8 protein-coding genes are annotated in these 9,003 nt (G+C 67.5%); 2 read left to right on the top strand and 6 right to left on the bottom strand.

Translation table 11 applies throughout. The annotated features are described in order from the left end of the window. Positions 1-24 precede the first annotated feature (24 nt). The 6 genes from AOK23_RS22550 to AOK23_RS22525 form a co-directional block, all read right to left on the bottom strand. A complete protein-coding gene (locus AOK23_RS22550; RefSeq protein ID WP_055520223.1) occupies positions 25-762 on the bottom strand; it encodes a TerD family protein in 738 nt (245 codons plus the stop codon). Positions 763-928: 166 nt separating this feature from the next. Next, positions 929-2,071 carry a DUF475 domain-containing protein gene (locus tag AOK23_RS22545; RefSeq protein ID WP_055714498.1) on the bottom strand — a complete coding sequence of 381 codons (1,143 nt, stop codon included), beginning with the start codon at positions 2,069-2,071 and terminating at the stop codon, positions 929-931. Between the two features lie 151 nt (positions 2,072-2,222). Further along, positions 2,223-2,798, bottom strand: coding sequence for a TerD family protein (locus tag AOK23_RS22540; RefSeq protein WP_055714497.1), 576 nt, complete (start codon positions 2,796-2,798; stop codon positions 2,223-2,225). A gap of 126 nt (positions 2,799-2,924) precedes the next feature. Further along, positions 2,925-3,500, bottom strand: a complete 576-nt coding sequence (locus tag AOK23_RS22535) for a calcium homeostasis/redox stress adaptation protein (RefSeq protein WP_055520220.1) — start codon at positions 3,498-3,500, stop codon at positions 2,925-2,927. A 113-nt stretch (positions 3,501-3,613) separates the two neighbouring features. Continuing rightward, positions 3,614-4,072: a peroxiredoxin gene (locus AOK23_RS22530; protein ID WP_055540009.1), complete on the bottom strand. Its 459-nt coding sequence runs from the start codon at positions 4,070-4,072 to the stop codon at positions 3,614-3,616. 189 nt (positions 4,073-4,261) lie between these two features. Next, a complete protein-coding gene (locus AOK23_RS22525) occupies positions 4,262-4,702 on the bottom strand; it encodes a DUF3052 domain-containing protein (RefSeq protein ID WP_055520217.1) in 441 nt (146 codons plus the stop codon). A gap of 402 nt (positions 4,703-5,104) precedes the next feature. Here AOK23_RS22525 and aceE point away from each other — a divergent pair, with 402 nt between their 5' ends. Then, complete coding sequence (aceE, locus tag AOK23_RS22520; RefSeq protein ID WP_055714496.1) at positions 5,105-7,852, top strand: pyruvate dehydrogenase (acetyl-transferring), homodimeric type; 2,748 nt, start codon at positions 5,105-5,107, stop codon at positions 7,850-7,852. Positions 7,853-7,923: 71 nt separating this feature from the next. Beyond that, positions 7,924-8,679, top strand: coding sequence for a potassium channel family protein (locus AOK23_RS22515; protein ID WP_055714495.1), 756 nt, complete (start codon positions 7,924-7,926; stop codon positions 8,677-8,679). Positions 8,680-9,003: the final 324 nt, after the last annotated feature.

Here is a 9,003-nt window from a genome sequence, read left to right as displayed (position 1 = left end):
GCTCCGGGGGGAGCGGGGCCGCGGTCAGCGCTCCGCCTTGGTCTTGAAGCCGCGCCCCCACTGCAGGCCCCACCCGTAGAGCCGGTCGAGCTCCGCCTGGAAGCCGTAGACGAACTTCACCTCCCGGCGCACGATGATCTCCCCCTTGACGTTCTCGATCATCACCACCGCGCACGACCGGGCCTGCGGGTGACGTTCGTCGAGCCCGATCTCGATCCGGGGGCCGTTGCTCGGGTACAGCGTCACGACGGCGTGCGTACGGTCGAAGGCCGGCGTCTGGTCGTAGATGTAGACGAAGACGAGCATCCGCTTGAAGTCGTCGCGGTGGTCCAGGTTGATGTACATGGTCTCGCCGGACCCCGACCCGAACCGGTCGTCACCGCTGAGCCGCATGTACGGCGGGTCGTTGATGTCGCCGAGGAAGCCGCCCAGCGGCTGCACGACCCCCTTCGTCCCGTCGGCCAGCTCGTACAGGCAGCCGAGGTCGAGGTCGACGTTGACCATGCTCTGGCTGTGCGCCACGACCTCCTCCGGCTTGAGCGCCCTGAAGGGATGCCGGAGCACGCTCTGCCGCTTGGGTCCGCCTATGTCGGAGGTCCGCATCCGCCAGGACAGGTTGACACGCAGATGGCCGGTGGCGGCGCCCTGCTTGCTGAGGGAGACCTTCTGGTGCCGTTTGGTCAGCTCGATGGCGTTGGTCGCCGCGTTGCCCGCGTCGAACTCCGTGGCCCGTCCGCGCCAGAGGTTGTCCAGGAAACTCATGCCCGCCCCACAACTGCCGTGTCGTCGCGTCAACCACCAACGGGGCGGCCGACGAGGACGAGTCCTCGTCGGCCGCCCCGCTCAGAGCGTTCCCTCACCTGGAGGGCAGTCACACTCCGGAACCGGTCACACCGGCCCCGGCTTCCGGGTCGAACCCCTCTGAAAGTCAGACGCCGGACGCCACCTCCTCCTTGGAGGCCTCAGCTTTTCCCTCCGCGGCCGCCAGCGCCTTGTTGCGGCGGACCGAGGACCAGAAGGACCAGCCGATCAGGACGACACCGATGAGGCCGGTGATGATCTCGTTGATCTCGTACTGGATGGTGACGAGCAGGATCACGGCGAGGGCGCCGATCGCGTAGTGCGCGCCGTGCTCCAGGTAGACGTAGTCGTCGAGGGTGCCCTGGCGGACCAGGTAGACGGTGAGCGACCGGACGTACATCGCGCCGATGCCCAGGCCGAGCGCCATCAGGACGATGTCGTTGGTGATGGCGAACGCGCCGATCACGCCGTCGAAGGAGAACGACGCGTCCAGGACCTCCAGGTAGAGGAACATGAAGAACGCGGCCTTGCCGGCGAGGGCGACGGCCGAACGCGGCTTGCCGGTGCGCTCCGCCTCCTCCTCCGCCTCGTGCTCGCGCTCCTCCTGTTCCTCCAGGCGGTTCTCGAAGTAGCTGGAGAGACCGCCGACGATGAGATAGGTGATGAGGCCCGCGAGACCGGAGATCAGCACGGTCTGCGCCTTGTCGACGTGGGTGCCGCCGTGCTGGTGGGCGTGGGTCGCGAAGGTCATCGAGGTGATCAGCAGGACGATCATCGCGATGCAGGCGGACAGCATGTCGATCTTGCCGAGCTTGGCCAGCGGGCGCTCCAGCCAGGCCAGCCACTTGATGTCCCGGTCCTCGAAGATGAAGTCGAGGAAGATCATCAGCAGGAACATACCGCCGAACGCCGCGATCGACGGGTGGGCGTCGGTCACGTACTGCTGGTACTGGTCCTTGTCGGTGAGGGCCAGGTCGACGGCCTCGATCGGGCCCAGCTTGGCGCTGATCGCGACGATCACGACGGGGAACACCAGGCGCATGCCGAAGACGGCGATGAGGATGCCGATGGTGAGGAAGATCTTCTGCCAGAAGGCATTCATCTTCTTCAGGATCCCGGCGTTGACCACTGCGTTGTCGAACGACAACGAGATCTCCAGGATGGACAGGATGGCGACGAGCCCGAGCGCCGTCCATCCGTCGTAGAGAACCGCTGCAACCAAGCCGAGCGCGGTGACCGCGAACGACCAGCCGAAGGTTTTCAGAACCACTGGCTACCCAATCGTGTGTGTACGGGGTTCCCCCGCGCCGCGCGCGGCTTTACCAAACATTGACTCCGAAGCCGAAGTCTAGTCGGGCACCCCTCGTCCCCCACCAGGCCCCAGGTTTTGCGCATATAGCGCCGGACCCCTCAGAAGGCCGCTACGACACATTGACCCCGAAATCCAGGGCGATACCGCGCAAGCCTGACGCGTACCCCTGGCCGACCGCGCGGAACTTCCATTCCCCGCCGTAGCGATAGACCTCACCGAAGATCATCGCGGTCTCGGTGGAGGCGTCCTCCGAGAGGTCGTAGCGGGCCAGTTCCTGGCCGTCGAGCTGGTTCACGACACGGATGAAGGCGTTGCTGATCTGTCCGAAGGACTGGCCGCGGTTGTCCGCGTCGTGGATGGAGACCGGAAACACGATCTTGTCGACGGTCACGGGCACCCGGGAGAGGTCGATGATGATCGACTCGTCGTCGCCGTCCCCCTCGCCGGTGAGGTTGTCACCGGTGTGCTTCACCGAGCCGTCGGGACTCGTCAGGTTGTTGTAGAAGACGAACCACTCGTCCCCCAGCACCCGGCCCCCCTGGCACAGCAGCGCGCTGGCGTCGAGGTCGAAAGGGGCTCCGGTGGTGGTCCGGACGTCCCAGCCGAGCCCGATCATCACCTGAGTGAGGTTCGGCGCGGCCTTGGAGAGGGAGACATTGCCTCCCTTGGCGAGCGTGACGCCCATGGTGCTGGTCCTCCCCGATGTCTGGCTTCGCAAGTGTTCAGTTGTGGTGTACGAGCGCGTCCGGCGCCGCGGTCGAGGACGACTGCGGCGCCGGAGCGGTGAGCCGGATGGTTCTTCCCCGGTGGCTCAGACGTTCACACCGAAGTCCTGGGCGATACCGCGCAGACCCGAGGCGTACCCCTGGCCGATGGCGCGGAACTTCCACTCGGCGCCGTGCCGGTAGAGCTCACCGAAGACCATGGCGGTCTCGGTGGAGGCGTCCTCGGACAGGTCGTAACGGGCGATCTCCGCCTCGCCGGCCTGGTTCACCACGCGGATGAAGGCGTTGCGGACCTGGCCGAAGGACTGCTGGCGGTTCTCGGCGTCGTAGATCGACACCGGGAAGACGATCTTCTCGATCTCGACCGGCACGGCGGCGAGGTTGACCTTGATCTGCTCGTCGTCGCCCTCGCCCTCACCGGTGAGGTTGTCACCGGTGTGCTCCACGGAGCCGTCGGGGCTCTTGAGGTTGTTGAAGAAGACGAAGTTGGCGTCGCTGCTGACCTTGCCCGACGCGTCCAGCAGCAGCGCGCTGGCGTCGAGGTCGAAGTCCGTGCCGGTGGTGGTGCGGATGTCCCACCCCAGACCTACGATGACCGCGGTCAGGCCCGGGGCCTCCTTGGTCAGCGATACGTTGCCGCCCTTGCTGAGGCTGACTCCCACGAAGTCCTCCCATAGATGTCTGGGGCGGGGAGCCCCGTCGTGCGTTGGTATCGGATCAACGTGTCGATCCTAGTGACGGGTTCCCGAGAACCGCAGGCCTTGGAACCGAAGAATCACAGGGTGTCGAGCGCGGCGACGTACTCGTTCAGGTCACGGGCGTCCGGCAGGGCGTTGACGACCGTCCAGCGGACGACGCCCTCCTTGTCGATGATGAACGTCCCGCGCACCGCGCAGCCCTTGTCCGCGTCGAAGACGCCGTACGCGCGGGAGACCTCGCCGTGCGGCCAGAAGTCCGACAGCAGCGGGTACTCCAGCCCCTCCTGGTCGGCGAAGACCCGCAGGGTGTGGATGGAGTCGTTCGACACGGCCAGCAGCTGGACGTCGTCGTTGACGAACTTCGGCAGGTTGTCCCGCAGCTCGCACAGCTCGCCCGTGCACACGCCGGTGAAGGCGAACGGGTAGAAGAGCAGCACCACGTTCTTCTCGCCGCGGAAGTCCGAGAGCTTCACCGTGGCGCCGTGGTTGTCCTTGAGCTCGAAGTCGGGTGCCTTGTCGCCGACCTGGATCGCCATGATTTCCTGCGTCCCTTCGTAGGGCTGTTCGGGTGACCCAGCCTACGCAGGTGACCGGCCGGGAAAACGGAGCGCCCCTGGACGGGCCCTGTAGGGGCGCCCGTCCAGGGGCGCGGGGAACTGCGCGAAAGGCCACGACGACGCCGCGACCGCCTCGACGCAGAACCCACCGAGTTCTCGGGCGACGCTCTATTTCTTGCCGGACTTCGCCGCCTTCGGCGTCACCAGACGGCTTCCGCTCCAGTCCTTGCCGACGCTGACGCTCTTCGACGCGGACAACCCCGCGGTCGTCGCGGCTTCCGAGATGTCACTGGGCTCCACATAGCCGTCGCGCCCTGTCTTGGGCGTCAGCAGCAGGATCGAGCCACCCTCCTCGATGTACGTGGTGGCGTCCACCAGCACATCCGTCAGGTCGCCGTCGTCGTCTCGGAACCACAGCACGACGGCATCGGCCACGTCGTCGTAGTCCTCGTCGACGAGATCGCTGCCGATGACTTCCTCGATGGACTCGCGGAGCTCCTGGTCGACATCGTCGTCGTAGCCGATCTCCTGGACCACCTGCTCGGGCTGGAACCCCAGCCTCGCGGCAGGGTTCGTCCGCTCCTCCGCGTGGTCCGCGGTCGCGCTCACGGGTTGCCTCCTGATCATGTTTCGAGTGGGGTCGCCCCCGGGGAATCAGCCACGCGCGTACGCGAAGCGTTGGCCGTAGTCCACACGGGCGGGACGGATCGCGCAAGTACCCAGCCTGCGAGACCGCCGAAACGGTGACGATCCGGGCCGTGTCCACGCAACTCCAGGCATCGAATCCCAGCACCGCGTGACGCACACCACATCATTCTGTCCGGTTTGCGCATTCGGCAACCGCTCGGGGGTACGAGTGCCGCATGCCCTTCCTACTGTGACAGACCGGGTGACCAGCTTGGTTACCTCTCGGTAGAGATGACGTTTGCGCCCTCGAGGTACACGATGGGGGGCGGTGCAGGCACCCATAAGAACCCATGAAGAGTGGCCCTCTGACAGCTAAGGAACAGCGTGGCTTCCGGATCCGATCGCAATCCGATCATCATTGGCGGCCTTCCGAGTCAGGTCCCTGACTTCGATCCCGAGGAGACCCAGGAGTGGCTCGACTCGCTCGACGCCGCCGTGGACCAGCGCGGGCGTGAGCGCGCGCGCTACCTGATGCTCCGGCTCATCGAGCGGGCCCGCGAGAAGCGCGTGGCCGTGCCCGAGATGCGCAGCACGGACTACGTCAACACCATCGCCACCAAGGACGAGCCGTTCTTCCCGGGCAACGAGGAGATCGAGCGGAAGATCCTCAACGCCACGCGGTGGAACGCCGCCGTGATGGTGTCCAGGGCCCAGCGCCCGGGCATCGGCGTGGGTGGCCACATCGCGACCTTCGCGTCGTCCGCCTCCCTCTACGACGTGGGCTTCAACCACTTCTTCCGGGGCAAGGAGGAGGGCGACGGCGGCGACCAGATCTTCTTCCAGGGGCACGCCTCCCCCGGTATCTACGCCCGCGCGTTCCTGCTCGACCGGCTCGGCGAGCAGCAGCTCGACGCGTTCCGCCAGGAGAAGTCGAAGGCGCCGTACGGTCTGTCCAGCTATCCGCACCCGCGGCTGATGCCGGACTTCTGGGAGTTCCCGACCGTGTCCATGGGCCTCGGCCCGCTGGGCGCGATCTTCCAGGCGCGGATGAACCGCTACATGGAGGCGCGCGGGATCGCGGACACCTCCAAGTCCCATGTCTGGGCGTTCCTCGGCGACGGCGAGATGGACGAGCCCGAGTCGACGGCGGCACTCGCACTCGCCTCCCGCGAGAGCCTCGACAACCTGACCTTCGTCATCAACTGCAACCTGCAGCGCCTCGACGGCCCGGTGCGCGGCAACGGCAAGGTCATCCAGGAGCTGGAGTCGGTCTTCCGGGGCGCCGGCTGGAACGTGATCAAGCTGGTGTGGGACCGCACCTGGGACCCGCTGCTCGCCCAGGACCGCGACGGTGTGCTCGTCAACAAGATGAACACCACGCCGGACGGCCAGTTCCAGACGTACGCGACCGAGACCGGCGCGTACATCCGCGACCACTTCTTCGGCGGCGACCACCGGCTGCGCGCCATGGTCGAGAACATGTCCGACGACCAGATCCTGCACCTGGGTCGCGGCGGTCACGACCACCGCAAGATCTACGCGGCGTACAAGGCGGCCTACGAGCACAAGGGCCAGCCGACGGTCATCCTGGCCAAGACCATCAAGGGCTGGACGCTGGGGCCGAACTTCGAGGGCCGCAACGCCACGCACCAGATGAAGAAGCTGACCGTCGCCGACCTCAAGGGCTTCCGCGACCGTCTGCACCTGCCGATCTCCGACAAGGAGCTGGAGGGCGGGCTCCCGCCGTACTACCACCCCGGGCGGAACTCCGACGAGATCCAGTACATGCACGACCGCCGCAAGGGGCTCGGCGGTTATGTGCCCACCCGTGTCGTGCGGGCGAAGCCGCTGGCGCTGCCCGAGGACAAGACGTACGCGAGTGTGAAGAAGGGCTCCGGTCAGCAGTCGATCGCCACCACCATGGCGTTTGTACGGCTGCTGAAGGACCTCATGCGGGACAAGGAGATCGGCAAGCGGTTCGTGCTGATCGCGCCCGACGAGTACCGCACCTTCGGCATGGACTCGTTCTTCCCGAGCGCGAAGATCTACAACCCGCTCGGGCAGCAGTACGAGGCGGTCGACCGGGAACTGCTGCTCGCGTACAAGGAGTCGCCGACCGGGCAGATGCTGCACGACGGCATCTCCGAGGCGGGCTGCACGGCGTCGCTGATCGCGGCCGGTTCGGCGTACGCGACGCACGGCGAGCCGCTGATCCCGGTCTACGTCTTCTACTCGATGTTCGGTTTCCAGCGCACCGGCGACCAGTTCTGGCAGATGTCCGACCAGCTGGCGCGCGGCTTCGTCCTGGGCGCGACCGCGGGGCGTACGACGCTGACCGGTGAGGGTCTCCAGCACGCGGACGGGCACTCGCAGCTGCTGGCCTCCACCAACCCGGGCTGTGTCGCCTACGACCCGGCGTTCGGCTTCGAGATCGCGCACATCGTGAAGGACGGTCTGCGCCGGATGTACGGCGAGACCGCCGACGGCCGGCCCGGCGAGGACGTCTTCTACTACCTCACGGTCTACAACGAGCCGATCCAGCACCCGGCCGAGCCCGCCGACGTCGACGTGGACGGCATCCTCAAGGGCATCCACCGCTTCAAGGCCGGCGAGTCCGGTGCCGTCCCGGCGCAGATCATCGCCTCCGGTGTCGCGGTGCCCTGGGCGGTCGAGGCGCAGCGGATCCTCGCCGCCGAGTGGAACGTCAAGGCGGACGTCTGGTCGGCGACCTCCTGGAACGAACTGCGCCGTGAGGCGGTCGAGGTGGAGCGGCACAATCTGCTCCACCCGGAGGAGGAGCAGCAGGTCCCGTACGTGACGCGGAAGCTGAGCGGTGCCGAGGGGCCGTTCGTGGCCGTCTCCGACTGGATGCGGTCGGTTCCGGACCAGATCGCGCGGTGGGTGCCGGGCACGTACCAGTCGCTCGGCGCGGACGGCTTCGGCTTCGCGGACACGCGGGGCGCGGCGCGACGGTACTTCCACATCGACGCCCAGTCGATCGTGGTCGCGGTGCTGACCGAGCTGGCGCGTGAGGGCAAGGTCGACCGCTCGGTGCTCAAGCAGGCCATCGACCGCTACCAGCTGCTGGACGTCTCCGCGGCCGACCCCGGGGCGGCGGGCGGCGACGCATAGCACGGGGCAACCCGTCAAGGGGTGGTGAACCTGCGGGTTCACCACCCCTTCACGTTTCCTACGATGCGTCCATGAAAGAGCGAGTCGCCTCGGCGCAGATCCGATGGGAACAGAAGACGCAGCGGCCGCTGTTCGGTCTGGCCGCGGTGTTCGCCGTCGCGTACGCCGTGCCGATCGTCCGGCCGGACGTGAGCACGGACGTGAGGGGATGGTGCGATGTCGTCGAGTGGACGGTGTGGGCGGCCTTCGCGCTCGACTACGTGATACGGCTCGGGCTCGCCGAGCAACGGTGGGAGTTCGTGCGGTCGCGCTGGCTCGACCTGTGCGCGGTACTGCTGCCGATGGTCCAGCCGCTGCGGCTGCTGCGGCTGGTGGCGACGCTGCTGCTGGTCGGGCAACGGGCGCGGATGGCCTCGCAGATACGGCTCACGACCTATGTCGGCGGGTCGGTGATCGGGCTGCTGATGTTCGGATCGCTGGCCGTGCTCTCCGTGGAGCGGGACTCGCCGAACGGGAACATCCACACGCTGGGCGACGCCGTGTGGTGGTCGTTCACGACGATGACGACCGTGGGGTACGGGGACCACGCGCCCACGACCGGGCTCGGGCGGGTGCTGGCCGTCGGACTGATGCTTTCGGGGATCGCGCTGCTGGGTGTGGTGACCGCGAACATCGCCGCGTGGTTCATAGCGCGGTTCGAGAAGGACGACGCGGAGGAGCGGCGGCAGACCGCGGCGATAGTGGAGCTGACCGAGGAGGTACGGCTGCTGCGGGCCGAGGTGATGGCGCTGCGGTCGGGGAGGGCGGTGCCGGAGCAGCGGCGCTGACCCGGGTGCCATGAGAGCGCCGGGCCTTGAGAACGCCGGCCTTGAGAACGCCGAGGGCCGTGGGGGTGCCTGTGCGTGGGCGGGTGCGGGTGCGTCGTGGCCGGTCGCGCAGTTCCCCGCGCCCCTGAGGTGTGCTGCCCTGCGCCGGAGCCGGGACGGAGCCGTCCCCCTGCGTCAGCCGATTGTGCGGTTCCCCGCGCCCCTGGAGGTCCGCTGCCCTGCGCCGGAGCCGGGAAGGAGCCGTCCCCATGCGTCAGCCGGTCGCGCAGTTCCCCGCCCCCTGGAGGTCCGCTGCCCCGTGCCGGAGCCGGGAAGGAGCCGTCC

Origin of the sequence: Streptomyces torulosus, assembly GCF_001419765.1 — a bacterium.
Lineage (GTDB): Bacteria > Actinomycetota > Actinomycetes > Streptomycetales > Streptomycetaceae > Streptomyces > Streptomyces torulosus.
Note: the sequence above shows the minus strand (reverse complement) of the source record. Positions and strands in the feature narration are given on the sequence as shown.